Source organism: Paenibacillus sp. Root52 (genome assembly GCF_001426865.1).
Lineage (GTDB): Bacteria > Bacillota > Bacilli > Paenibacillales > Paenibacillaceae > Paenibacillus.
This window is the reverse complement of record NZ_LMFO01000012.1, coordinates 199,856-224,674: the sequence shown is the minus strand read 5'-3', so window position 1 is coordinate 224,674 and position 24,819 is coordinate 199,856. Positions and strand designations below refer to the sequence as shown.

The 24,819-nt window shown below is 43.3% G+C and carries 23 protein-coding genes; 4 read left to right on the top strand and 19 right to left on the bottom strand.

The annotated features are described in order from the left end of the window. Positions 1-18 precede the first annotated feature (18 nt). The 11 genes from rsmH to ASD24_RS12460 form a co-directional block, all read right to left on the bottom strand. Complete coding sequence (rsmH, locus tag ASD24_RS12510; protein WP_056696130.1) at positions 19-969, bottom strand: 16S rRNA (cytosine(1402)-N(4))-methyltransferase RsmH; 951 nt, start codon at positions 967-969, stop codon at positions 19-21. An 18-nt stretch (positions 970-987) separates the two neighbouring features. After that, on the bottom strand, positions 988-1,425 hold the full coding sequence (mraZ, locus tag ASD24_RS12505; RefSeq protein WP_056696128.1) for a division/cell wall cluster transcriptional repressor MraZ: 438 nt from the start codon (positions 1,423-1,425) through the stop codon (positions 988-990). Between the two features lie 273 nt (positions 1,426-1,698). Next, complete coding sequence (locus ASD24_RS12500) at positions 1,699-2,964, bottom strand: adenosylhomocysteinase (RefSeq protein ID WP_056696126.1); 1,266 nt, start codon at positions 2,962-2,964, stop codon at positions 1,699-1,701. Positions 2,965-3,007: 43 nt separating this feature from the next. Then, the gene (gene bshC, locus ASD24_RS12495) at positions 3,008-4,639 is read right to left on the bottom strand and encodes a bacillithiol biosynthesis cysteine-adding enzyme BshC (RefSeq protein WP_056696124.1); all 1,632 of its coding nucleotides are present in this window, start codon (positions 4,637-4,639) and stop codon (positions 3,008-3,010) included. 148 nt (positions 4,640-4,787) lie between these two features. Beyond that, positions 4,788-6,557, bottom strand: coding sequence for an ABC transporter ATP-binding protein (locus ASD24_RS31425; RefSeq protein WP_056696122.1), 1,770 nt, complete (start codon positions 6,555-6,557; stop codon positions 4,788-4,790). Positions 6,558-6,575: 18 nt separating this feature from the next. After that, positions 6,576-7,502, bottom strand: coding sequence for an ABC transporter permease (locus ASD24_RS12485; RefSeq protein WP_082560388.1), 927 nt, complete (start codon positions 7,500-7,502; stop codon positions 6,576-6,578). Positions 7,503-7,504: 2 nt separating this feature from the next. Further along, positions 7,505-8,437: an ABC transporter permease gene (locus ASD24_RS12480; RefSeq protein WP_056696118.1), complete on the bottom strand. Its 933-nt coding sequence runs from the start codon at positions 8,435-8,437 to the stop codon at positions 7,505-7,507. Between the two features lie 191 nt (positions 8,438-8,628). After that, positions 8,629-10,329 (bottom strand): peptide ABC transporter substrate-binding protein, encoded by a 1,701-nt coding sequence (locus ASD24_RS12475; protein WP_056696117.1) that lies wholly within the window; start codon positions 10,327-10,329, stop codon positions 8,629-8,631. A 151-nt stretch (positions 10,330-10,480) separates the two neighbouring features. Next, positions 10,481-10,855, bottom strand: a complete 375-nt coding sequence (locus ASD24_RS12470; protein WP_056696115.1) for a DUF3397 domain-containing protein — start codon at positions 10,853-10,855, stop codon at positions 10,481-10,483. Continuing rightward, positions 10,855-11,823 carry a ketopantoate reductase family protein gene (locus tag ASD24_RS12465; RefSeq protein WP_056696113.1) on the bottom strand — a complete coding sequence of 323 codons (969 nt, stop codon included), beginning with the start codon at positions 11,821-11,823 and terminating at the stop codon, positions 10,855-10,857. Before ASD24_RS12465 ends, ASD24_RS12470 begins: the two co-directional genes overlap by 1 nt. Before the next feature lie 151 nt (positions 11,824-11,974). Then, the gene (locus ASD24_RS12460; RefSeq protein ID WP_056696111.1) at positions 11,975-12,625 is read right to left on the bottom strand and encodes an RsfA family transcriptional regulator; all 651 of its coding nucleotides are present in this window, start codon (positions 12,623-12,625) and stop codon (positions 11,975-11,977) included. Between the two features lie 315 nt (positions 12,626-12,940). On the opposite strand from ASD24_RS12460, the gene ASD24_RS12455 reads away from it, so the two are divergent. Both ASD24_RS12455 and ASD24_RS12450 read left to right on the top strand, forming a co-directional pair. Further along, the gene (locus ASD24_RS12455) at positions 12,941-13,177 is read left to right on the top strand and encodes a DUF2626 domain-containing protein (protein WP_056696109.1); all 237 of its coding nucleotides are present in this window, start codon (positions 12,941-12,943) and stop codon (positions 13,175-13,177) included. A gap of 191 nt (positions 13,178-13,368) precedes the next feature. Next, positions 13,369-14,457, top strand: coding sequence for a hypothetical protein (locus ASD24_RS12450; RefSeq protein WP_156395439.1), 1,089 nt, complete (start codon positions 13,369-13,371; stop codon positions 14,455-14,457). Here ASD24_RS12450 and ASD24_RS12445 read toward each other — a convergent pair. Then, entirely contained in the window at positions 14,449-15,732 is a 1,284-nt protein-coding gene (locus ASD24_RS12445; protein WP_056696107.1) for an extracellular solute-binding protein, read from the bottom strand. The genes ASD24_RS12450 and ASD24_RS12445 overlap by 9 nt on opposite strands. A gap of 232 nt (positions 15,733-15,964) precedes the next feature. Next, positions 15,965-17,299 (bottom strand): PhoH family protein, encoded by a 1,335-nt coding sequence (locus tag ASD24_RS12440; protein WP_056696100.1) that lies wholly within the window; start codon positions 17,297-17,299, stop codon positions 15,965-15,967. Between the two features lie 153 nt (positions 17,300-17,452). Here ASD24_RS12440 and ASD24_RS12435 point away from each other — a divergent pair, with 153 nt between their 5' ends. Next, positions 17,453-18,160, top strand: coding sequence for a YhcN/YlaJ family sporulation lipoprotein (locus tag ASD24_RS12435; protein WP_056696098.1), 708 nt, complete (start codon positions 17,453-17,455; stop codon positions 18,158-18,160). A 7-nt stretch (positions 18,161-18,167) separates the two neighbouring features. On the opposite strand, the gene ASD24_RS12430 is transcribed toward ASD24_RS12435, so the two are convergent. From ASD24_RS12430 to ASD24_RS12405, 6 genes are all read right to left on the bottom strand, one after another. After that, positions 18,168-18,620 carry a pyridoxamine 5'-phosphate oxidase family protein gene (locus tag ASD24_RS12430; RefSeq protein ID WP_056696096.1) on the bottom strand — a complete coding sequence of 151 codons (453 nt, stop codon included), beginning with the start codon at positions 18,618-18,620 and terminating at the stop codon, positions 18,168-18,170. Positions 18,621-18,719: 99 nt separating this feature from the next. Further along, entirely contained in the window at positions 18,720-19,775 is a 1,056-nt protein-coding gene (locus ASD24_RS12425; RefSeq protein WP_056696094.1) for an LCP family protein, read from the bottom strand. A gap of 91 nt (positions 19,776-19,866) precedes the next feature. Next, positions 19,867-20,163 carry a YlaH-like family protein gene (locus ASD24_RS12420; protein ID WP_056696092.1) on the bottom strand — a complete coding sequence of 99 codons (297 nt, stop codon included), beginning with the start codon at positions 20,161-20,163 and terminating at the stop codon, positions 19,867-19,869. A gap of 308 nt (positions 20,164-20,471) precedes the next feature. Next, the gene (typA, locus tag ASD24_RS12415; protein ID WP_056696090.1) at positions 20,472-22,319 is read right to left on the bottom strand and encodes a translational GTPase TypA; all 1,848 of its coding nucleotides are present in this window, start codon (positions 22,317-22,319) and stop codon (positions 20,472-20,474) included. A gap of 181 nt (positions 22,320-22,500) precedes the next feature. Further along, a complete protein-coding gene (locus ASD24_RS12410; RefSeq protein ID WP_056696088.1) occupies positions 22,501-22,989 on the bottom strand; it encodes a hypothetical protein in 489 nt (162 codons plus the stop codon). A 313-nt stretch (positions 22,990-23,302) separates the two neighbouring features. Beyond that, positions 23,303-23,962, bottom strand: a complete 660-nt coding sequence (locus ASD24_RS12405; RefSeq protein WP_056696086.1) for a TerC family protein — start codon at positions 23,960-23,962, stop codon at positions 23,303-23,305. A 104-nt stretch (positions 23,963-24,066) separates the two neighbouring features. Between ASD24_RS12405 and ASD24_RS12400 the strand changes: the two genes are divergently transcribed. Beyond that, positions 24,067-24,768: a TerC family protein gene (locus tag ASD24_RS12400; RefSeq protein WP_056696084.1), complete on the top strand. Its 702-nt coding sequence runs from the start codon at positions 24,067-24,069 to the stop codon at positions 24,766-24,768. Positions 24,769-24,819: the final 51 nt, after the last annotated feature.

Genomic DNA, 24,819 nt, shown 5'->3' with positions numbered 1-24,819 from the left:
CTCCTTCACTCTTTAAGTTTACAATTTCTCTGCTACGCGCAATTTGGCTGAGCGTGCACGGGAATTATCAGCTAATTCTGATTCCGTCGGAATCATAGGCTTCCTGTTGACTAAACGCAACGTTCCCTTACCGCCACACACGCATAAAGGGAAATCGGGAGGGCATGTACACTTCTCCAGATAACTGCTAAAAATCTGTTTGCATATCCGATCTTCAAGCGAGTGAAAGGTTATGACAGATACACGTCCACCTGGTGCTAGGCATCGAACGGCCTGATGCAAGCCTTCCTCAAATGCACCTAACTCATCGTTAACTGCAATTCGTAGAGCCTGAAAACTTCTCTTAGCAGGGTGCCCACCGGTACGACGAGCCGCCGCAGGGATCCCTTCCTTGATCAACTCGACAAGCTCACCTGTAGTTTCAATAGGTGACTGACTTCGCTTATCTACAATGACACGTGCGATTCTTCTTGAGAACTTCTCTTCACCATAACGATATAGGATCTGAGCAATTTCATTCTCTGGCCACTCATTTACGATTTCTTTGGCAGTCAAAAATGCATCCTGATCCATTCTCATATCGAGTGGAGCATCATGATTGTAACTAAATCCACGTTCTCCTTCATCAAACTGCGGTGAGGATACACCTAAATCGTACAAAATACCATCGACCTGTGGTACGCCATCCTTCTGTGGAATGTCCAGTTCCTTTAGAACTTGTTCCAAATCACGGAAGTTGGTTTTGACCAACGTTATACGGTCTCCATAAGCAGCTAACTTCTCACGTGCATTATCCAAAGCCCAATCATCCTGATCCAGTGCGATCAGACGTCCCCCTGGACCAAGCTTGGAAGCAATTACGGCACTATGTCCGCCACCGCCTAAAGTGCAGTCCACGTATATACCGTCCTGCTTGATGTTTAATCCCTCTGTTGCCTCTTCTTTGAGTACGGTTATGTGGTGAAACAACCTGCACCCCTCCTGACTTTATAAATCAAAATTAAAATCGACTAGCTTTTCGGCAATGTCGTTGAATACTTCTTCTGATTGATTAAAATAATTCTCCCAGATGTCTTTGCTCCAGATCTCTACCCGGTTCGATACACCAATTACAACACAATCTTTGTCTAGTTTGGCATATTCCCTTAGATTGCCCGGCAAATTTACCCTACCCTGTTTGTCCAAATCACATTCAGTCGCACCAGAGAAAAAAAATCGAGTAAATGCACGCGCATCTGACTTCATTAAAGGTAGTGCCTTGAGTTTCTGTTCCATGACCCCCCACTCTTCCATAGGGTACACGAAAAGACATTGATCCAACCCCCGTGTGACAACGAAAGACGATCCTAGAGATTCGCGGAATTTGGCAGGGATAATAACCCGCCCTTTATCATCAATGCTATGTTGGAACTCCCCCATAAACATTGGCCCACTCACTCCTCACCCGTTTCTCCCACTTTGCCCCACTTTCCACCACCTAAGCATAATAGATTCGCACTAAAAAATCAAAACCCTTCTTACTTGCTTGATTTTTTTTAATTTCAGCAAGTAAAAAAACGCCTCTGACCCTGCAACTCAGGATCAAAGACGTTTCCTTCTACGGGCAAATGAATATTTACCCGATTATGAGCCATATCATCAATACACTATTGTAGACCGTTTGAATCAGTTATTCAGCTTGTAATTACTGGGAAACGTCTAGAATTTCCAGCTGTCCAGATATTTTTCTTGCTCCGCGGAGAGTGAATCAATCGTAATATCAAGGCTTTCAAGCTTATAGCTAGCCACTTGTTGATCGATTTCATACGGTACATTAACCACGTTTTTGCCAAGACTTGCATAGTTTTCACTTACATAGCGCAAACCGAGCGCTTGAAGCGCAAACGTTGTATCCATGATCTCAGCCGGATGGCCATCAGCCGCTCCCAAGTTCACAAGACGACCTTCTGCTAACAAGTACATCTTACGTCCATCTTTGAAGCGATATTCTTCAATGTTACGACGAACCGTGCGAATAGACTCGGAACGTTTAGCAAGCTCAGGTTTATTCACCTCGACGTCAAAGTGACCTGCATTACTTAGGATTGCACCATCTTTCATTACATCATAATGCTCACCTGTGATTACGTCTTTGTTTCCTGTAACTGCGATGAAGAAATCACCAATCTTAGCTGCTTCCACCATTGTCATCACGCGGAACCCATCCATGTGCGCTTCTACTGCTTTGATTGGGTCAATCTCGGTTACGATAACATTCGCTCCGAGCCCTTTGGCACGCATAGCTACACCTTTTCCACACCAGCCATAACCTGCAACCACGACGTTCTTGCCTGCAACGACCAGGTTGGTCGTACGGATAATTCCATCAAATGCAGACTGACCCGTGCCATAGCGGTTATCGAACAAGTATTTGCAATAAGCGTCATTAACTGCAACCATCGGGAATTGCAATTGGCCTTCTTTCGCTAATGCTTTCAAACGGATAATACCTGTTGTCGTTTCCTCTGCACCACCACGAATCGTTGCAGCAAGGTCAGGACGTTCTGATGCAATAATCGTAGCAAAATCGCCACCATCATCAATGATGAGATCAGGCTTCACTTCAAGAGCGCGAAGTTGAAGCTGTTTGAACTCTGCAGGTTCTGGATTGTATTTTGCATATACCGTTACGCCATCTTCAACAAGCGCGGCACACACATCATCCTGCGTGGACAATGGGTTACTGTGGGTAATCGTCACTTCTGCCCCACCAGCCTGAATCACTTTAGCAAGATAAGCCGTCTTGGCTTCAAGGTGAAGGCAGATCGCAACTTTGAGTCCTTTGAATGGAAGATCCTGCTCAAATTGACGGCGAATCCGGTTTAAGACAGGCATGTGCGCCTCGACCCAATCAATCTTCAAATGTCCTTCTGGAGCAAGCCCCATATCTTTCACAATACTATTTTGCAGAGCGGGTGTTGTCATTACAGATCCTCCTTAGATTGTATTCCTTCTATTATAAAGAGCATTACAGTCTGATCACTTGATGTTGCCCACGGAATTCACGCTGATCTTGAATCAATTCTTCAATCCATTCGGTTCCGAAGCGATTCAGATAATAGAGCGCATTGTGTACGCGTTCTTGTGGTTTATTCATTGGGAAAAGAGCATTTTGTATGCCATTCCAATGACTAAGCCCAACCTGATGTTTAAGTGAAATCGCTTTGTTCGTCTGGTTTTGCAGATACTGAATTTGTTCGTTGATTTTTCTTAAATTCGTATCACAGATTCGATCCAGACCGGGATGAATTGCCGTAATTTGGTCAAGCAAAGGACGATAGATATCAGCAATCGCCTTACTAACCTGGCTGAATTGTTCTTCCACCTGAAATGTCTCTTGACCAGCAAGCCACCTATCACGTTTTTCTTCGAGATGGTACTGCACATCTTGGAAAGAAAGCCCGTACTGATTCATATGTTTCTGATGAACATCCTCAAGGATAGTAAATGACAAACGTGGTAACAGAATGGGCATCTGAAGACCAAACTGTGTAAATGCAGTACGTGTCAACCCCCAATAGGAAATCTCACCTTGCCCCAAAATAACAGCGATAACAGGTAGAATCGAATCCTGCATTAACGGACGGGTAAGTACGTTATTACTGAATCTCTCGGGGTGTTCCGCCAGTTCTTGTAACAAGCGTTCTTCTGAGAAGGAAACCAGACCTTTCCGATCCGTGTATAGACCGTCCTTCAACAGCAACAACAGGCGTGCTCCTCCATGAATGTAAAACAAGTTGGCACCGTCGTCTGCCACTTCTGCTGGCATGTCGTAGCCTGCTTCTTTCACTAATGAAGCTCCGTGAAGATAAGCCTCACGCAATATATCATTTTCACGAATGATCCGTTCAAAAACGGGTTGCTCTAATTGGCGAAGATCCGGCGAAGCAGCATCCATCAGGATAAGTCCACTTTTGCCAAACAACGCAGCAATCAATCGAGCAAAAGCATCACTAAGATTGGAACTTGAGTTATGGATATCAACCAGCAGTTTCATTAAGCTCGGTTTATGTACCGTGTCAGGTAATAGATGCTCTACCTGCTCAATTGAAGTCATCCATTGTTCTGTGTCAACCTTCACGTTACTGACCGAATCACGCCCCTCAAAGCGTCCATGCAGCTTCAGCTTCACGATATCGCCTTGGGTATCCGGTAAATAGGTGTGGTTAACCTCATCCCAGTCATGATCTTCTCCCGCAATCCAAAAGACGGGTACAACCGGGCGCTGTAATCTAGTCTCAGCTTCAAGCGCAGCTGCTACTACACTGGCTGCTTTGTAAATAACGAACAAGGGCCCTGTCAACAATCCACTCTGCTGACCCCCTGTGACTACCAGCGCATTCTCGTCAGCCAAACGATCGAGTGATCGTTGCACAGCATCATCAGGGTTTAATCGCTTATTATATATACGTAGATATTCTACTAAGTCCTGACGGTTAATACGTGTGTCTTCCGATTGGTCGAGCCATTCGGCACGTCTATCCAGTTCAGATTCCCAGTGAATGTCATACTCATAAAGGCCACGCGCAGCATCACGTGAACAGATGTAGTCTTCTGCAAGCCGTGATCCGCTGCGGAGCGCCTCTGTAACACCTTTCATGAGGTCTGCCTCCTATTCTGCTTCAAAGCCTTTCTTGATTGTACCGAATCCAATGCCTCTTCGTCAAAAGAAAGTCACAAAAACTACAAAAAAACCGCCGAACAAGTCGACGGTTTAAGATACATAGATAAGTCCAGTTACAATTGGTTTACACGTAAGGCTCTGAAACCCAATGACCTTTGGAAACTTCAATTAATTGAGCATTTTCCAGATTATAAGGATCGTTTACAGGGCCACTACCTGCATTCTGGATTGGGCCAGCTTGCTCATCCGGCAACAAAATACGACGTTTGTTCGCTTCAACTTCCGGATCAGGTACCGGAATTGCTGACAGCAACGTTTTCGTATATGGATGGATCGGATTAGCATATAACTCTTCACTTTCAGCAAGCTCAACCACTTTACCCATATACATAACCGCTACGCGGTCACTGATATGTTTAACCATGGACAAGTCATGCGCAATAAAGAGATACGTCAAGCCAAGACGTTGTTGGAGCTCTTCCAACAGTTTAACGACTTGTGCTTGGATTGATACATCCAATGCAGACAATGGCTCGTCACAGATGATGAATTTAGGGTCTACAGCCAAGGCACGGGCAATCCCGATCCGTTGTCTTTGACCACCAGAGAATTCATGTGGGTAACGAAGCGCATGGCTAGGATTCAAGCCTACCAGATCAAGCAGCTCTTCAACCCGTTTTTTACGCTCAGCCCGGCTGGAAGCCAAACCGTGGATATCTAGAGATTCACCGATAATATCCATAACGTTAAAACGAGGGTTCAAGGATGCATATGGATCTTGGAAGATCATCTGCATATCTTTACGCATTTCTTTCATCTTACGTGGAGACAGCTTGTAGATATCTGTTCCGTTAAAGTTAACACTTCCGCCAGTTGGTTCATAAAGGCGCAGTATAGTACGACCTGTTGTAGATTTACCACAACCAGATTCGCCTACAACACCAAGTGTTTCGCCTTCAAAAATATCAAAGCTAACATCATTAACCGCCTTAAGAATGTTACCTTTACCCAGATTGAAGTATTGTTTCAAGTTCTTCACTTGAACTAGCGGCTTGTTGGCACCTTTGATAATACCAGCCGGTGCAGGTTTTTCTTTCTTAGGCTCATCCAAGCGTGGTAGAGCGTTCAACAACTTGATCGTGTATGGATGTTGAGGATTGCTAAAGATTTCGGCAGTTGTTCCTGTCTCAACCACTTCGCCTTCCTTCATAACTACGACACGGTCACACATACCAGCAACTACACCAAGGTCATGGGTAATCAGCATGATCGATGTTCCGAGTTTTTGTTGCATATCCTTCATAACGTCCAGAATTTGCGCCTGAATCGTTACATCGAGTGCTGTTGTTGGCTCATCCGCGATGAGAAGAGATGGACGGCACGCCAGCGCGATCGCGATCATCGCACGTTGACGCATACCACCAGAGAATTGGTGTGGATAATGATTCATGCGAATAGCCGCATTTTTGATTCCCACGAGCTCCAACATTTCCAGGGCGCGTTTTTCTGCTTCTTTCTTGGACATATTCTGGTGCTTACGCAGAACTTCAGTGATCTGTTTACCTATTTTAATTGTAGGATTCAATGAAGTCATTGGATCTTGGAAGATCATACCGATATCTTTACCACGAATGGCTTCCATTTGTTTATCTGTTTTATTTAATAGGCTTTGCCCGTGAAAAGTAATTTCTCCACTTTTGACCTTCGAAGGCGGGGAGGGAATCAACTTCATGATCGTTTGGGCGGTAACACTCTTACCACTACCTGATTCACCAACGATTCCCAACGTCTCTCCTTTGCCAAGTTCAAAACTCACATTTTTAACGGCATCAAATTCTCCAGAACGTGTCGTAAAGGACACGCTCAAATCTTTGACAGTTAAAATCGGCTCCATTATTCCCACCTCCTATTTCTATTTACGTAATTTCGGATCAAGTGCATCACGTAGACCATCACCGAGCAAGTTAAATGCTAGCATTGTGATAACCATCAAACCTGCTGGGAACCACATCCGCCATGGGAACAGTGTCCAACCTGTCAATGCATCATTGATCATTGAACCTAGTGAAGATCTCGGTGCAGATACACCTAGTCCGAGGAAGCTCAAGAAAGCTTCGGCAAAGATTGCATTTGGAATAGACAACGTCAATGTTACGAGAATTGGACCGATTGCATTAGGCAGCAAATGACGGAACAATTGACGAGTAGTGCTTGCACCCATGGAACGTGCCGCGAGAATAAAGTCTCTGTTTTTGAGTTGCATAATCTCTCCACGGACAATCCATGACATACTGATCCAGCCCGTAATGGTGAGTGCAATGATAATGGTAGTCAAACTTGGTTCCAATACGACCAACAACAGGATTACAACAAGCATGTACGGCAAGGAATATAGAATTTCGGAAAACTTGTTCATAATTCCATCTACACGTCCACCGTAGAAGCCCATGATCGCCCCATAAATAACACCGATAATAAGGTCAATCAAAGCGGCTGCCAAACCTACAGTAAGGGATACACGCGCGCCGACCCAAGTTCTTACCCAAACGTCACGACCAAGCTCGTCCGTTCCGAACCAGTGCTCTGCACTAGGTGGTGAGTTGGAATTGATCAAATCATTGGAATAATAGTTATACTGAGTAAACAACGAAGTTGGACCGATTATAGAGAAAATCACGACAAGAATTAAGATACCTAGACTAATCATTGCGGCTTTATTGGCTGCAAGTCTATACATAGCATCTTTAAAAAGAGATATGCTTTCTTCCGATTTAACCGCTGCCTGACTATTTAGGTCAGTGTTAGCCGTTTCATTTTTTTTATTGTTCGTGCCAGACAACGTTATGCCCCCTTCCGGCTTTCCAGCTTAATTCTAGGATCAATTAACACGTAAGCAATGTCTGTGAAGAAACGTGCCAGCATCAGGAGAATACCGTAGAAGATCGTAATCCCCATGATCATGGTGTAATCACGGTTTGTGATACTTTCTACGAATACTTTACCAATACCACCAATGTTAAAGATTTGCTCAATTACGACAGAACCTGTAATGATATTCGCAGTCATTGGACCTACATAAGTCACGACCGGAAGAATACCGTTACGTACAACGTGTCTGAACATAATTGCAGGCCACTTCAGACCTTTAGCTTTCGCTGTTTTGATGTAATCAGCATGAAGCACTTCCAGCATGCTTGAGCGTGTCAAACGAGCGATAAAGGCAATTGGAGATGCAGATAGAGCTGCAACTGGAAGCACATAATCAAGTGGCCCATCAAAGCCCATAACGTTGAACCAACCTAATTTGGAAGCAAAAACATACTGTAACAGCGATGCAAGCAAGAAACTTGGGACAGCGATACCAATGACCGCAAGAATCATGGTCACATCATCGATCAGTTTACGGTGATAGACTGCTGCGATAAGTCCGAGCATAACACCAACGATAACAGAGATAATGATTGCAAACACACCTATTTTCAAGGATGCAGTAAAGGTCTGCACAATCATGTCAGAGACACTTTGGTTAAGATAGTTCATCGAAACTCCAAAATCCCCTTGAATAATCCCACCCATGTACTTCAGGTATTGAACAATCATCGGTTTGTCTAGCCCGTACTTCACCTCCAAAAGCGCCCTAATTTCAGGTGATACTCTCTTCTCAGATGTAAAAGGGTCACCTGGAATGGCCTTCATCAGAAAGAAAGTCATCGATGCGAGTATGAAAAGCGATAGCAGCATAAATAGCAATTTTTTCAGCACGTACTTAACCAACCCTTACACACCTCCAAAAAAACAATATTTTGTATACAAATCGATTGTAGAATTAGACAACAATAAAGTCCAATCCATTTATCGGAAATTTCAAGAATTATAAGGAAAATCAGTTCACATACAAAAAAATCGGGATATATATGGAATTCCACATATATATCCCGAAGTAATCATATAGACTTCAGAACAACTTATTTCTCTTCCAGATATGCACGAGTGAAGTCAATTGCTCCACTGAAATCAAGTTGTACGCCTTTCAGGTAAGGCTTAGTCAAAGATACGTTAGTGTAGTAGTAGATCGGCATTACTGCCATTTCATCTTGAATCAGAATTTTTTCAGCGTCAGCGAAAGCAGCCATACGAGCAGCTGGATCAGCAGATTTTACAGTGTCTTTTACATCTTTGTCATACTGAGCGTTGCTGAACTTGGAATCGTTGTTTGTGTTTCCAGTAGTCCACATTTCCAAGAAGTTGTAAGGATCGTTGTAGTCAGCAGACCAGCCTGCACGAGCCACTTGGAAGTTTTGTTTTTGACGATTGTCTAGGAAGACCTTCCACTCTTGGTTTTCCGTTTTCACGTCAACGCCGAGGTTGTTCTTCCACATATCTGCAATAGCAAGCGCAACCTTCGCGTGAGCATCACTAGTGTTGTAGATCAATGTAATAGCCGGCAATGTTGTATAGCCTTCTTCTTTCATGCCTTCATCAAGCAATTTTTTAGCTTCTTCAACATTTTCAGTGAAGTAGTCATCTTTGTGCTCATCACGGAATTCGCCGTTTTCACCGCGGATACCTGGAGGTACGAATCCGAATGCTGGAATTTGTCCACCTTGTGTTACTTTGTCAACGATTGGTTGACGGTTAATCGACATTGCAAAAGCTTTACGGATTTTAACGTTGTTGAATGGAGCTTCATTTACGTTAAATTGATAGTAGTACGTACTTGCAATACCAGTAGCTTTGAACTCATCTGGCAATTCTGCTTTCACAGAAGGAATTTGCTCTGTTGGAACTTCACCGTTAGGTGCGCCTGTGTAGTCCAATTGTCCGGATTTGTAAGCTTGCAGTTCAGAAGCACTGCTGCTTGTCAAGGACATATCAATTTCAGTCAGTTTAATATCAGATGCTGCATGGTACGTATCGTTTTTCTTCACTACGATTTTTTGACCTTTAAGGAACTGATCCATAGTGAATGGCCCGTTAACGATCATGTTTTTGTAGTCTGTGAAGAATTTGTCATTTGTATCAGCAGACTGGTGTACTGGGTAGTACGTATAGAATGCTGTCAGACCCAAGAAGTAAGGTGTAGGGTTTTCCAAAGTAACTTCAAGCGTATGCTCGTCTGTTGCTTTAACACCTACTTGTGCGAAGTCTGTAACTTTAGTACCTTCGAATGTTTCATCAGAGCTGCGGTTGTAACCTTCAGCGCCTTTGATGTAGTACAATTGGTAAGCGTAAGGAGAAGCAGTTTCTGGTTTCAATGCACGTTCCCAAGAACGAACAAAGTCTTCAGCAGTGATTACATCACCGTTGCTCCATTTTGCTTCCGGATTCAGGTTGAAAACATATTTCAAACCATCTTCGGAAATTTTCCAGTCAGTTGCAACGCCAGCTTGTTCTTTACCATCAGCATCGATGCGTACAAGACCTTCATACAAGAATTTCAAAACTGTGTTGGTTTGGCTGTCTTTTGCTTGAGCCGGGTCCAACGTAGGAGGTTCAGCTGTCAGGTTGATTTTCAGCACTTGATCTTTTGCAAGACCATTACTTTCGCTTGCAGAACCAGTATCGGTGTTGTTACCTGTGCCTTCATTTTTCGATCCGCACGCTGCAAGTACGGTACCGAACGCCAAGATCAGCGTCAAAAGGACTAATAGACTTTTCCTTTTCATCTAACACTTTCCCCCTAAATTGATGTGGTTTATGTTTATAGATTATACAACCACCGGTCAAAAAAATCTACATTACTTTTTCAGAAAGTAATGTTTTTTTCATTTTTCGACAAAATCGACACATTTTTTAACCCTTTTGCGTTATGTAACCTCACATCTGTTTCATGAAATATCTAAATAGTCCAAATATAGTAAACAAAACATAACCAAAACTCATCATTACAAATGCCATACGCCAAACTGCCCGGAACATTCGTCCCCCATCGACTTTACCTTTTAGTCGATTTTGCGCCCCTCCTACCAATCCAAGTGCTATTAGTATGAAAATAAGCGTCAAATAAAAACCAAAATTCATTTCGAATGTTAAGTTGAATAACGCAGATACAGAGAAAATTAGAAATAGCGTTGTAACATCCATAGCTTTTCGAACCGCAACCCGTTTATCCTTTTTCCAAGCATACATAACCCAATATACAATAATGAAAGGAAAGAAGGGCAGTATACTCAACGTGATAAAAAAGCTCATCAATTCACTCCTTCCGGATGCATAGCTTTGATTAAATGCAGCAATGTTTCATGCAACGGAGCAGTCAGTCCACACTGATGCGCCAAATTTACGACTTGCCCATTGATGGAGTCAATCTCAGTACGACGTCCTTCCAGAACATCCGCAAGCATAGAAGAGGTATTCGAGGCTGTCGTCTGGCATACGTTCAACAGTTGTTCCCAGAGATCTGCATCCGCCGTAATTCCGCTTGCTCTGTATATTGTGATTGCCTCATCATATAGCTGGCGCATAATCGTGGTGCGTTCTTTATTTAGAAGTAATTCGCCGTTCGATACTCGCCAGACTGCCGTAAGTGGGTTAATGACTGCATTGATGATCAACTTCCTGTATATCAGCTTATCGATTTGATTCGACACTGTACAGTCAAATCCTGCCTGTTGTATAGTGTGCACCAAACTTATTAGTCCATTCTCTCCTGCTTGTCCTACATGACGCGGTGAAGCCTCCTCACTTTGACCAATCCAAGTCTGTCCTTCACCTGCACGGATTACCTCGTTACCTATTCTTTTGGCTCCTTCTGTAGTGATTGCATTGTGTATAGTAGCTCTTCGCATAGCTTTTTGTAATTTTGCCACATGTCCAATCCCATTTTGGAAACATATGATATTGAGCGGTTCCTTACTTATAGACTTAATGTCATGGATAATATCATCCATTGCCGTCTGCTTCACCATCAGGAGTAACGAACTCCCAGGTGAATGTGCCCATGTTTCGGCCAACTTCATAATGCAATGGGCCTGAATATCAGCTCCGCTTATGCTCAGTGCTTCTGCTTCGTTAGGCTCTTTAATTTGCAAACCAAGCCTCTTCATGTTGGATGCTTGCTCAGAAGTTCGAGTCCAATAACGTACCTGTTGGCCAGCAGCCTGTAGTTTACTTCCGTACAATAATCCAAGTGATCCTGCGCCTACAATGTCAATAATCATATGACACCCTCCTCTCGCCATTATCCATACCTTAGATTAGATCTATATATCATAGAACAAAACGATTAAACAAAAAACCCGTGCACGCTGCCGTATCTAACGGAAATGTGACGGGTTCATTCCTATATCGAAGATTAAACACAGATCTGTACTACTCAATTCGCTCCAAATTTCCGTTAGCATCCATTTTAAACCGTGTTTTGAGCTCTTCTTCTTCTTCTGACAAAAATGCAAGTCTTCTTGCACGATCCATAATCTGAATCAATGCCTTGTAATCGTCGTTCACTACACGGTAATCGGTTTGAACTTCATTCACTTGCTTCGATAAACGATCATTCTCACAACGAAGCTCATGAAGTTCGTCTTCTTTTTCTCGTAATTCTTTTTCCAGCATTTTAAGCTGACGGCCATTTTCTTGCACTGTTCCTCTCCATTGACGTAAGAAACGGATCACAGCATCGATGGAGAGAGTCTCTTCCAAGATTCCATCTGACTTATACAAGCTTTCTTCCGTTTCTAATGTAGAGAGTGCCGCCACTTGTGGCCCAAGCAATGCAGGTTGTTTTCTAAGATAACTACGTTTTTGGCGTTGTGCTTTGGCATTGCTGATCGCAGATTCATACTTTTTCCGGACAAAACTGTTCCAGCGAAATCCGCAAGCGGCAGACGTTCTGCCAATTTTATCGCCTACTTCTTCAAATGCAGCGAGCTGCGTGCTTCCATCCCGAATATGACGTAATGTAACCTCAGCCAAAATCAAATCGTCCTCTGTACTCCAAGCATCCTGTCTCACTGCAGTCATGCTATAATACCCTCCTAACAACATCCTAAAATAACCGTTCACCTTACCGATCTCTCGGCTTGTGAATGAGGTATAAAAGCTGCTTCATTCATTCTTATGCCTCTCATAGAGTTCATAGAATTGATTTCATACTAAAATGTATTTCCACATTTAAGTGCACTCATACGTCACATGTGTAAAAGAAAGCATAATTGTGCGCTTTAGGGCAAAAAAAAAGAATTCGCTTTCATATCCAATTCTGTTTACACCTTTTTCCTTTCCCGGTATAATGTTGTGTAGACAATCTATGATCGTACATAGAGAGGAGGACTTACCGTGGCACGCATGTTTCGAGTACTCGGGTTCTTCACACTCACAATTGGCCTGATGGCTTTTGCAGGGAATTTGGTCGAGATGGCCTTGCTTTTTTTCTTGCAGACTGCGTTTTTCGTCATTTTGGGATATCTGAAATTTACCGAAAGAACGTACATATTGCTCTTCTGGGGTTATATGATCGTTACCTTTACGGGGTTCAGTTACTGGACCGTATTCCAAATGGATTTGCCGCTCTAATCCGCCAACAGCAAAAAAGCGATCCAGTTTACTCCGGATTGCTTTTTTTGTCGTTCAAAATCTATGATGACTCTGATGATTGAAGTATGGTTTAACGCGTTATGTAACCACTAAGGATATTTCACAGTATTGTTTCATATATTGTTTGAAAGAGAGAAGCCTGTACAATAGATATGACTAAGGAAAGGAGAATGATATTGGTGAAACGTCGGTATAACATAATTGCTCTACTCGTATCCATCCTACTTTTTGTCCAACTTACATCGACTTCCGTTTATGCCGAGCCCTCTCCTGAGGAAACACGTGAGATATTGCAAAAAAGCTTGTCCATCGTTGAGATCGACCATGAGATTGAACGGATAACACAAAGACAGAATGAATTGGATCAGCAGCAACTTACGTTGACGAGTCAGCTTCAAGAGCAAAAAGAACAAATACATATTCAACAAGAACGGGCAGGTTCGGTTGTACGATCCTATTATACAGGTGAACGCGACAGCCTCCTCATGACCGTCCTTGGTGCCAGATCATTCAAAGATCTATTTATTCTTTATGATTACTATCAGATTATTATTGGCAGAGACCAGGCTGTGTTGGATAAGTTTCAGGAGAGGTATAGAAGCATGCAGCAAACGTCAACTCGCATTGCTCAAACGGCCCAAGAGCTCGATGAACTAAAATCTAATTTGCAGAATCAACGGGAGCGTGTAATCACATTACAAAAAGAAGTGGATGGGCAAGTAGCAGCTAGCGGAAATGCAGATGCCATTCAGAAGCTAATGAACGAACTTACAATCTATTGGGAGAATATCGGAATATACGAGGTTAAACGGTATTTCAAAGCTTTGGCATCAGCCATGCAAAATCTACCCGACTTTATTCAAAATCAGAATGGTGGAATTTCTACAACGGGAACAACATACACGATTCGAATTGGACAGAATGAGCTTAATCAATTTTTGCGAGAGCAGAATCCTATTTTCAATGATTTTGCATTTCAATTTGAAGAAGATCGAATCACAGCATCGGGTAAACGTGATCAATTGGAGTTAAGCATTGAAGGTCATTATACGGTGGAGAACGAGCCTCAGAATTCCATTCGATTCCATGTCGACAAGCTGGTATTTAACCAATTGGAGCTGCCTGATACAACACGTCGGATGCTGGAAAAGGAATTCGATCTCGGGTTTTATCCACAGAAGATTCTATCTTTCGTAAAAGCAACAGAAGTATCCACAAGTGAAGGAGTGCTTGAAGTGAAATTAGCTGTTTCATTTTGATAAGCCTCGTATCTCAACAATACTGTTCATGTACTGGATCGCTGAGATCTGACCTTGGATAAATTGCTTTATCTTCTGCTGAACCTTTCCCGTTGGCACATACGTTATCTCAGTTTCGGAAGGTACAGTCTTTGTAGCCAATAAAGCTTTAATGTCCATTTTTCCAAAAAGAGAAGCCAATTTGCCAGACTGGACATTCACCTGATCTTGTTTAGCTGGCAAATAACGCGCTCGTTGGAACCATTCCAATTGCACAGAGGCGGAAGTCATGCCTTCAATCCATCGACTGGCTCCATCGGTCTCAGAAGAGCCGGTTGTAATGACAAAGCTTCGCGATTTCACTGGCATCAGAGCTGTAAGCGCTATCTGGTTAAATGAACCCGTGTCCTCCACTATTGTCTTATTCTCTTGTAGAAGTCTGGATAGTGACATGACCGTCATCGGAACTACATTTTGTTGAAACGCCTCTGAAAATTCAGCACTCTTCGCGTTCAGTTGCAGGTATGGTTGAATCTGTTCTATTAACTGTAACTCCTGTTGGTAATCTCCCTCTAAAAGACTACCTTGTTCCCCATTCATCATTCCGTCCAGAGCAAGACCAGGCTCAAAATGATTCAACCATGCACTCGTTGCGTAGATATCATCGCTGTCGATTGATAACAGTTTCGTCCCCGCGTTACTCGCCTGCTGTATTAGCTTAATCCACTGATCTTCTCGTTGTGGCAATGTATCTAAACCAGCTTTAGTAAGAAATGCAGAACGAGCCGCAAGCACGTAAGTATCAAAATCAAACGGCATTGCCCATTGGTAGCCATTCCATTCAGTCATTTCCCGCAAAGGAATGACAGTTTCTCCAAGTGACTTGGACAACGTAGTCCCATTTAAGGGATACAAGTATCCTCTTTTGGCATAATTCTGAACCTCGGTACCCTCTAGCAGAATAACATCTCCACTATCTCCAACCGCAAACTCAGATTCAAGCACACTTTCGAATGTGTCCTGCTCCAAATTACGTAACTGAATTTCTACACTAGAGGAATCCGCAACTTGATTAGCAATTGTTTGAAATATAAGAAACTCCTCAGGATTCATGGAAACAACAATTTCCACAGGTGCATGTTGATCTTCTCCACGGGATGTTTGGTTTGGAAATGTAGTACGATCCGGGTTACCCTCTTCACTTGATTGTGAGCCACCAAAGTCAAAGCTTGGAGAAAGTATAGTTAACGAAAGCAGCAACACTGCAAACAATACGATCTGATGTCTCCGCTTCATTACCTCTCCTCCTTGCTTTCTAATTATTTCCTGCGATGTCCATTGTAACAAATTCATAGGGCTCTTGTCCTAATCTGCCTAAAAACTGTTTTTCTAACTTTTGCATAATTTGAGCATATCGAGTTCTGAACATTATGTGATGTTCGGTTTTTTCGCAATAAAAAACCGGCTCTATTGAGCCGGTTATGCTAGAAACATTTTCCGGGAAATATCCCTGCTATATTCCCATGAATCACAACAAGTCTGCAGCTAATTGTGCAAGCTTGGATCGTTCTCCTTTTTCGAGCATAATGTGTCCGCTAATTCCTTCTTGTTTGAATCTCTCTACGATGTACGTTAGACCATTACTCGCAGAATCCAGATAAGGATGGTCAATCTGCTCAGGGTCGCCCATCAGAATGATTTTACTGCCTTCACCAACCCTTGATACAATCGTCTTCACTTCATGACGGGAGAGGTTCTGCGCTTCATCAATGATAATGAATTGTCCTGGGATGGAGCGTCCGCGGATATACGTGAGTGCTTCGACCTGAATACTACCTAGACCCATTAGGATTTTATCAATATCGCCTGCTTTTTTGGTGTCAAACAGAAACTCCAGATTATCATAGATCGGTTGCATCCACGGGCGTAGCTTCTCTTCTTTCTCACCAGGTAGATAACCGATATCTTTTCCCATTGGAACTACAGGACGAGCAATCAATAGCTTTTTATATTTATGATCATCTTCCACTTTTAACAAACCAGCCGCAAGTGCCAGTAACGTTTTGCCTGTTCCCGCTTTTCCCGTTATCGTCACAAGAGGGATATCATCATTCAACAGCAGTTCAAGAGCCATACGTTGTTGTGCGTTACGTGCACTAATTCCCCACACATTATCATTACTAAGGAAAAGCGGCTCAAGCTTGGTTCCTTCTGTATTTACCTTGAGCAACGCTGATTTATTCGTACCCATCTCATCTTTGAGAATGACAAATTCATTAGGATAGAGTGAATAGGATAGTTGCAATGGCTTGATCGGGAGAAAGCGATAGGTGTAGAACTCATCAATAACGGATGGGTGCACCTTCAAGGCGGTATAACCCGGATACAGTTCACTCAGCCCTGCTGTCCGATCTGATAAGTAATCTTGTGTAACCAAACCAAGTACATCGGCTTTGATCCGAACAAGGACATCTTTACTGACCAGAACGACCTGTCGTTCTACGACCTCTTTTTCATTTTCTTCAATCTGATAATTCACAGCGACAGCCAAAATACGATTATCATTGGATACTTCACCAAACATCTCCTGTACCTTTACGAAACTGCGATGATTCAACTCAACTTTTAGGTTCCCTCCATTGGCAAGAGGCACACCACTATGCAGATGCCCTAACTCACGTAGTCCATCAAGCAGCCTTGATACGTTGCGGGCATTGCGGCCTATTTCATCGGCATTTCTTTTCTTGGAGTCGATCTCCTCCAGTACAACCGCGGGAATGATTACCTCATGTTCCTCAAAGGCAAATATGGCATTGGGGTCATGCAGAAGCACGTTGGTATCCAATACAAAAATCTTTTTCATTCAATCCCCTCCAAAGCGGCGTCGTTAAAGGCATGGATAAGTGCGATCTTTCAGCAGCGGCATGGACAATCATGCTCCCATACATAAATGTATTCGACTAGGACAAAATAATTGTCAACCATTCTGAAAAACTCCAGGAAAGGATGAACATTTATGAAATTAGGGATATGCACGCTGCTTCTGATCTTTATACTTACAGGCTGTAACAGTACTTCGCATAACGCTTCGCAGCAGCAAGGCCAGCATGCTAGAGGTTATGGAGGCAATGTTACAACTCAGCAAGACGGGCAGAGAGGATCTCATATGCTGGACGCACAAGATGATCTTAATAACCCTTCAGGATTGGAAGAAATCCCTGAAAATACAGGTGAAGTCCATGATCCAAACATCGTAGATGATGCACAAACAGGCCGGATGCCTAATGATCAACGAATTCATCACCTCAAAGCACTCGCTAAGCAAGTGGAAGGTGTGGAGGATGCCAATTGTGTCATTCTAGGTAATACTGCAGTGGTTGGTATCGATGTTGATGGCGAGCTTGAGCGTGCACGCGTTGGAACCATTAAATACGCTGTTGCCGAGGCTCTTCGTAAAGACCCTGAAGGTGTAGATTCTATTGTTACGGCAGATGCCGATGTCACTGAACGAATCAAAGAAATTGGTGAGCATATCCGTCAAGGACACCCAATCTCCGGTTTTGCCTCAGAGCTTGCTGATATGGTGGGACGAATCATCCCACAGCTGCCAAAAGATGTTCAGGTTCGACAAAATCCTGATGAACAAAATGAGCAGGAACCTCAGATGCAACAACAACAGCAGCAACAACATTCTACAGACAAAAGACAACAAAAAGCCCAGTGATTTCTCACTAGGCTTTTTTCATTGCAGCAAAAACCTGCTCATCTAATTTTTCAGCAGCACGCTGATCGTATATTTTGACATATTGAGGCACAGAGGATAGCTGAGCTCCATAAAACAACGCATTTCGCACAGCTTCGATTGAAATATCGAAACAGCACATATTAAATGGAACATCCTGTAATGGATCTTGGCGCACCGAAGCACGACCGTTAATGGCATATACCATCTCTTCTCCAAATACAGTGACAGTTATTAATGGATTATGCATCATATTCTTCACGAGACGTGAACGATGATCCAGTGCAACACGAAGAGTCGAAGCATTCTCTGCATAAATCCAAGAAATCGCAGTAGATGTAGGGCCTCCGAATTCCAAATCAACGGTATTCAGGAGGACAAATGTCTCATGTTTGAACTGTTGCAAAAGAGATTCAGTTAATTGTGTGACGGCTTCGGACATTCAACCAGCCCCCTAATCTTCTTTAGGCAAGACTTGCTTCACTGTTTAAGTCATTATAGCATACCGCTAAGCTCGCTTCCAATCCCCAAAGAATGAGAGTTATTCTGCTGCTGGAGACGCAGTCACTTTACCGGATAACGTATCCTGCAGAGCTTGCTTCGCATTCGCTAGCTCTGTCTCGTTGATATATACATATGGACTTCTCCACTCACCTGTCACTGGAGTATAGTGTACATCCGATTTAGATATATCCCAATACGTGGAAATGAAATTTTTCATTTGTTCTGATTCCACATCTGTGGTCATATTGTCATCCACTGCCCCAATGACCTTACCGATTTTGGTAACACCACCTAGTGACTTCATCTGATCTAACATGGAATTCAACACTTGGTTTTGGCGTTTATTTCGGTCAAAATCGTTGGATTCTTGTGTTTTGGGATCACAATTCGATTTACGGTAACGAACGAAGTCAAGCGCCTCTTTACCATCGAGATGCTGTGGGCCTGCTATGAGATTAATATCCGTACCATCTGCTTTATCTCGGTAACACATATTTTTGTCAACAGTCACATCTACCCCGCCAACCGCATTAACGGCATCACGGAAAGCTTGGAAATTCAAGACGGTTGTATAATTGATGTCCACACCAAGATAATTACCCATCATTTCTTTCATCTGATCTTCCGCTTTTTTACCGGAGGTTTTTTCCTGTGCCTTAAATCTTGGATAATATGAGTTCAATTTATTCGATTTATATCCATCCAATGTAATTCGTGTATCGCGTGGTAGCGACACAATCGTTGCCGTTTTGGTCTCCGGATTCATGGAAGCCACCATCACTACATCGGATAGATAGGTCCCTGTCTCAGGACGATTATCCGTACCTAAAAGTAGCATCGTAATCGGTTTGGTTTTAGCCGACATCCCTGCAGGTACCGGTTTATCAATACCTGTATCAGCTACTTGGTTGTACACCCAGTAGATATATCCAGCCCCCACCAATATGCCGATGACGAACAAACTGAGTACGATCTTCGCAAATGCTCGCAACCCTTTTTTCTTTTTCTTAGGTTGACCCTTGCCATTCTTCGATCCAGAAGTACTGGATTTCGTCGGTGCCTGTCTCCGTGGAGGTAAGCCGTTCGAATTCATATCTTCAACACCTTTATCACATCTGTTTTTTGTCTAAATAAAAGACAACCGCTTTCCCGAGGGAAAACGGATGGTTTGTACAAGACAACATTTATGAGTTTCGTGCGGAAGCTTCCGCTTTTTTCTTTTGTCGACCTTCAATAAAATAGCGCACTCGTACTAACAACATCAAACCAACCGCTACCAGCAAACATTGAATGATGGGAAGCTTATCGATCTGAAAAATAAGAAGCATGAATGTGCCCATCGCCATCAACAGATAGAGGAAAATTTCCTTAACGAGTGGTAATTTCTGACGTACCCGAAACACCTTGTTGTATACGTAAGTTATTAGCACAAAGATGACGATATAGGCTACGATCGGGTTTGACGCAAACCATGCTTGCATGCACAGCCAGCTCCTTTCGTGATCATGCTTGTATAAGTAAATCGGTTGATGAAACAACACTGGAAATTAATTACAAAACCGTCGTATGAGACCGTTCCGGATTCGGATCGTTCTTTCGATCGCTGTTGTCTCCGGATTTCCTGAATAATTTTTCCAAGGTTGCAACCCGGAGACAAAGGCGAACGCTTCGCTTCTATCGAATCGATTCCGTATCCTACACTACTTTGAGCGGTTTAATAATCAACGTTGGCAGTGTAAGTCAAAGAATCAAACGTTAACTTATACATACTATTTTTTGTTAGTTAAGATTAAGCGTTATTTTGAGCCATTTTGCGTTGTTTTTCTGAACGCTCACGCTCGGATTTGTTCAAAAGCTTTTTACGAAGACGAATAGATTTTGGTGTAATCTCACAATATTCATCTTCATTCAGATATTCAAGCGCCTGCTCCAACGAGAAGATAATCGGCGTTTTAATTTTAACCGTATCATCTTTACCTGAAGAACGAACGTTAGTCAGTTGTTTTTCTTTGCAGATGTTCACGACGATATCATTGTCTCGTGTATGCTCACCAACGATCATACCTTCGTAAATTTCTGTTCCTGGCTCAAGGAAGAGCGTACCACGATCTTCAACACCCATCATTCCGTAGAACGTAGATGTACCAGTTTCAGTTGAGATCAGTACACCTTGGTGACGTCCACCCACTTGACCGGATACTACTGGAGCGTAGCTGTCAAATGCATGGTTCATTACGCCATAACCACGAGTCAATGTCAGGAAGTTGGTGCTGTATCCAATCAAACCACGTGCAGGGATCAGGAACTCCAGACGAACTTGACCGCTACCATTGTTGACCATGTTAACCATCTCTGCTTTACGTGCGCCCAGGCTCTCCATTACGGAACCCATGCTTTCTTCAGGGATATCAATCAACAAGCGCTCAAGAGGTTCCATTTTCTTACCGTCAATTTCTTTGATGATAACTTCTGGTTTGGATACTTGAAGCTCATAACCTTCACGACGCATATTTTCAATCAGGATACCCAAGTGAAGCTCACCACGACCGGAAACGATAAATGCATCTGGGCTCTCTGTTTCTTCAACACGAAGGGATACGTCAGTTTCCAATTCTTTTAACAAACGCTCGCGCAGTTTACGGGAAGTTACCCATTTACCTTCACGGCCAGCGAATGGACTGTTGTTTACGAGGAATGTCATTTGCAGTGTTGGCTCATCAATTTTCAGAACCGGCAAAGCTTCAGGGTTGTTCGGGTCAGCAATCGTTTCACCGATGTTGATATCCTTAATACCCGCGATCGCAACGATGTCACCTGCTCCAGCTTCCTCTGTCTCAACACGTTTCAGACCTTGGAAACCAAACAGTTTCTCGATACGAGCTGTTTTGCTTTTGCCATCACGCATAATAACAGTAACGGATTGGCCTTGACGAATCACGCCGCGGTTTACACGACCGATAGCGATACGTCCGAGGTATTCATTGTAGTCCATCAGCGTAACGAGGAATTGCAGTGGCTCTTCAACGTTCTCTGTTGGATGAGGGATATGACTTACGATGGTATCGTAGATTGCCATCATGTTGTCATCTTGTTTGGCAGGATCGTCTTCCATGCTGGATGTTCCGTTCAATGCGGAAGCATATACGACAGGGAATTCAAGTTGTTGATCGTTGGCACCCAGTTCGATGAACAGGTCAAGTACTTCATCAATAACCTCAGCCGGACGAGCCGCTGGACGGTCAATTTTGTTTACAATAACGATTGGAGTCAGGTTGTGCTCAAGTGCTTTACGAAGTACGAACTTCGTTTGTGGCATACAGCCCTCATAAGCATCAACAACGAGCAATACGCCGTCAACCATTTTCATGATACGTTCTACTTCACCACCAAAGTCGGCGTGTCCAGGTGTATCTACAATGTTGATCAGGTAATCTTTATAAGTTATAGCCGTATTTTTGGCCAAAATCGTAATACCGCGTTCACGCTCCAAATCGTTGGAGTCCATTGCGCGCTCCTGTACCGTCTCGTGATCACGGAATGTACCGGATTGCTGGAGCAACTTGTCGACGAGTGTCGTTTTCCCGTGGTCGACGTGGGCAATAATCGCAATATTGCGAATGTGTTCTCTTGAATGCATGGTTTGTATCCATATCCTTTCCAATTTCAATTCTTATCTTATCTACTAAACTTCCCGCAAAATCGCAGGTTACTCACAAAATAAGCGTCGGTGATAACCCGACGCATGTCTATATCCCTTATATTATAGTTTATCATAGGTAAAAATCAAGATATTTCGCTTGAAAGTAGCACTGAGATTATTACCAGCCCGTACCGCGACGTCCCCGTCCTAGTAATAACCAGACTCCACCTAAGATCAACAGAACAGCAAGTACATAGATGATTCCCGTCTGCAGCAAGGTAAATCCGAGCAATATGACAGCTACAGCACCTATAATCATTCCGCCAGGTAACACATACTGAGGTCTTCGACGTTCAGCTAGTCCGAATTCCAATAAACCTACAGCTACACCTAACAAAAGAACCGGCCACAACCTTGTCATCAGTCCCGCTCCCCATGTGTTCGTTATGCCGAACAACACGCCGTATACCGTAAGAATTCCCGCAGGAACAAGTGACCATGAAGACGAGAGTCGTGCATAATACAGCGCATGAAGAGCAATACCCGGCAGAAGGATCAACAACGGCCAGAAATGGCGCCCAATGAATCCAAACACCCCTAGCTTACCGAGCAAAATAATCACACCTGCAACAACTATAAAAATTCCGATGGCTTTTTCATTTCTCATTCTCACTTCTGCAAGTCACCTCTTATCCCATTTGACTATGTACCTCGCCTGGCTAACATACAGTCTTTTTCGCAATGCCAGACATGCATCTATGGTATCTAGTGTAGCTGAAGTTTCGGCAAAAAACTATCCTTTATGTCATACGCTGCGGCTACTCCATAATTCTTGGATCTCGATGCATCCGATGATAGGGATACACTTCCTATTCTTCTCAGTAACCTTCTTAAGCAAACCAAACTCAACAAAAAAACCGCTCTAACCGAGCGGCCTGGACTTCTTTTGGAGATAAGATGTTTTATCTTCAGAACGTATATTAAATGTTCCGTCTTACAAACTTGCTTGCTCCTCCAACAGCAAGAACCAGACAAGCCATGGCTGCTGGGAGCAGCATATGTGCTTCAGCTGTCAATCCGGTTAACCATTCACCAAGCTTCGGATCATTCATAACCATCTCACCAGCGGTAAAAGCTAAAATTCCAGAACCCACAAACACCAAGATTGGGTATCGCTTCAACAGTCCAACGATCAGACCACTTCCCCATACGACGATAGGAATACTTATAGCAATACCAATAACAATAAGCGCTAGATCACCTTTGGCTAATGCAGCGATGGCTAGAACGTTATCTAAACTCATGACAAAGTCGGCGATCAGAATCGTTTGAATCGCTTTCCACGTCGTTTTTGCTTCACGAATATGTACAGCATCCTCATTTTGAAGCAAGAGCTTCATGGCAATCCAGAATAACATCAGTCCACCTGCAGCTTGGATAAACGGAATCCCCAGTAACAAAACGGCAGCAAAGGTCAATACACAGCGTAATACTACCGCTCCAAATGCCCCCCACCATACGGCTTGCTTACGCTGCCTCACAGGTAGATCCTTACTAGCAAGCGCAATAACAACCGCATTATCTCCACTCAAAACCAGATTGATCATTAATATTTCAGTCAACAGCCATAAAGTATCCATAATCATCCCCCCACTCTAACTTGTATGTCAAAGTTGTCCATGCTATTCTTATCGATTGAACAAGCTTATTTTAGACAGGCATGTAAATGAAGGAGTGACAGCAAATGGACATATTTAGCGCTGTTTTTTGGATTGCTTTAGTTAAAATTGTATTTATTGATCTCATGTTAGCTGGGGACAATGCCATCGTCATTGGTTTAGCTGCACGTAATCTTCACCCCTCCGTGCAGAAAAAAGCGATTCTATACGGAACAGCAGGTGCACTCCTCATACGGATTGTAGCAACCGTGGTTGTACTATGGCTCCTTAAAGTGCCTTGGTTGCTCCTAGCTGGAGGCGTGCTTCTCGTCTGGATTGCCTATAAATTGTTAGCAGATCAAGGAGAAGAGCACAGCGATATCAAAGCAGGCAACTCACTGTGGGTTGCCGTTCGCACCATCGTAATCGCAGATGCAGCCATGGGACTGGATAATGTCATTGCTGTCGCTGGCGCAGCCGAGCAACATCTCGTACTCGTTATCCTTGGACTTCTTATCAGCGTACCTATTATCGTGTGGGGCAGTACGCTGTTCATTAAGCTGATTAATCGTTTTCCATGGATTATTTATCTTGGAGCTATCGTGTTAGGCTACACCGCTACCAACATGATTACGGAAGAACATCAGCTTCTGCCTTTCTTCACCGAGCATCCGGCACTGCGAATATTGTTCATCGCTCTTGTCGTTGTCGGCATCGTATTGGCAGGTTACCGGAAACGTGTAAGTCATGACAAAGCAGTCAAAAAGCATGAGCGCTCCTATTCGTAAGAAGAGTATATAAATATAAATGTTAAACACAAAAAGGACTGGCCGATTATT

What these genes read in the sequence shown, in the direction of transcription:
- ASD24_RS12475 (WP_056696117.1), bottom strand. Translation starts at nt 10,329, where the DNA reads ATGAAAAGGAAAAGTCTATTAGTCCTTTTGACGCTGATCTTGGCGTTC.
- ASD24_RS12420 (WP_056696092.1), bottom strand. Translation starts at nt 20,163, where the DNA reads ATGCAAGCATGGTTTGCGTCAAACCCGATCGTAGCCTATATCGTCATC.
- ASD24_RS12405 (WP_056696086.1), bottom strand. Translation starts at nt 23,962, where the DNA reads ATGGATACTTTATGGCTGTTGACTGAAATATTAATGATCAATCTGGTT.
- ASD24_RS12445 (WP_056696107.1), bottom strand. Translation starts at nt 15,732, where the DNA reads ATGAAGCGGAGACATCAGATCGTATTGTTTGCAGTGTTGCTGCTTTCG.
- typA (WP_056696090.1), bottom strand. Translation starts at nt 22,319, where the DNA reads ATGCATTCAAGAGAACACATTCGCAATATTGCGATTATTGCCCACGTC.
- ASD24_RS12410 (WP_056696088.1), bottom strand. Translation starts at nt 22,989, where the DNA reads ATGAGAAATGAAAAAGCCATCGGAATTTTTATAGTTGTTGCAGGTGTG.
- ASD24_RS12435 (WP_056696098.1), top strand. Translation starts at nt 17,453, where the DNA reads ATGAAATTAGGGATATGCACGCTGCTTCTGATCTTTATACTTACAGGC.
- ASD24_RS12465 (WP_056696113.1), bottom strand. Translation starts at nt 11,823, where the DNA reads ATGATTATTGACATTGTAGGCGCAGGATCACTTGGATTATTGTACGGA.
- bshC (WP_056696124.1), bottom strand. Translation starts at nt 4,639, where the DNA reads ATGAAAGGTGTTACAGAGGCGCTCCGCAGCGGATCACGGCTTGCAGAA.
- ASD24_RS12470 (WP_056696115.1), bottom strand. Translation starts at nt 10,855, where the DNA reads ATGAGCTTTTTTATCACGTTGAGTATACTGCCCTTCTTTCCTTTCATT.
- ASD24_RS12500 (WP_056696126.1), bottom strand. Translation starts at nt 2,964, where the DNA reads ATGACAACACCCGCTCTGCAAAATAGTATTGTGAAAGATATGGGGCTT.
- ASD24_RS12460 (WP_056696111.1), bottom strand. Translation starts at nt 12,625, where the DNA reads ATGACTGCAGTGAGACAGGATGCTTGGAGTACAGAGGACGATTTGATT.
- ASD24_RS12425 (WP_056696094.1), bottom strand. Translation starts at nt 19,775, where the DNA reads ATGAATTCGAACGGCTTACCTCCACGGAGACAGGCACCGACGAAATCC.
- ASD24_RS12450 (WP_156395439.1), top strand. Translation starts at nt 13,369, where the DNA reads ATGATATTGGTGAAACGTCGGTATAACATAATTGCTCTACTCGTATCC.
- ASD24_RS12400 (WP_056696084.1), top strand. Translation starts at nt 24,067, where the DNA reads ATGGACATATTTAGCGCTGTTTTTTGGATTGCTTTAGTTAAAATTGTA.
- ASD24_RS31425 (WP_056696122.1), bottom strand. Translation starts at nt 6,557, where the DNA reads ATGGAGCCGATTTTAACTGTCAAAGATTTGAGCGTGTCCTTTACGACA.
- mraZ (WP_056696128.1), bottom strand. Translation starts at nt 1,425, where the DNA reads ATGTTTATGGGGGAGTTCCAACATAGCATTGATGATAAAGGGCGGGTT.
- ASD24_RS12430 (WP_056696096.1), bottom strand. Translation starts at nt 18,620, where the DNA reads ATGTCCGAAGCCGTCACACAATTAACTGAATCTCTTTTGCAACAGTTC.
- ASD24_RS12440 (WP_056696100.1), bottom strand. Translation starts at nt 17,299, where the DNA reads ATGAAAAAGATTTTTGTATTGGATACCAACGTGCTTCTGCATGACCCC.